The sequence below is a fragment of the Streptomyces atroolivaceus genome (genome assembly GCF_000717025.1).
Classification (GTDB): domain Bacteria; phylum Actinomycetota; class Actinomycetes; order Streptomycetales; family Streptomycetaceae; genus Streptomyces; species Streptomyces atroolivaceus.
Genome location: NZ_JNXG01000064.1, coordinates 1 through 545 on the forward strand (window position 1 = coordinate 1; position 545 = coordinate 545).

1 protein-coding gene is annotated in these 545 nt (G+C 69.9%); it reads left to right on the top strand.

The genetic code is table 11. The features are described from left to right. A partial coding sequence (locus OO67_RS35420) for a beta-ketoacyl reductase (protein WP_033305949.1) occupies nt 1-545 on the top strand: 545 nt, incomplete at both ends.

Below are 545 nucleotides of genomic sequence, written 5' to 3' on the forward strand. Positions count from 1 at the left end.
CCGGAGGGGACGGTGCTGATCACCGGCGGCACCGGCGCACTCGGCAGCCTCCTCGCCCGCCACCTCGTCACCCACCACGGCGCACGCCACCTCATCCTCACCAGCCGACGCGGACCCGACGCACCCGGCGCCACCCGACTCCACACCGAACTCACGCACCACGGCGCCCACATCCGCATCGAAGCCTGCGACACCACCAACCCCCACAACCTCACCCAACTCCTCGACACCATACCCACCGACCACCCCCTCACCACCGTCATCCACACCGCAGGAACCACCCACGACACCCCCCTCCACAACCAGACCCCCCACCACCTCCACACCACCCTCCACCCCAAAGCCCACACCGCCTGGCACCTCCACCGAGCCACCCGACACCACCCCCTCACCCACTTCCTCCTCTACTCCTCCCTCTCCGGCCTCACCGGCACCCCCGGACAAGCCAACTACGCCGCCGCCAACACCTTCCTCGACGCACTCGCCCACCACCGCCACACCCAAGGCCTACCCGCCACCTCCCTCGCCTGGGGACTCTGGGACGA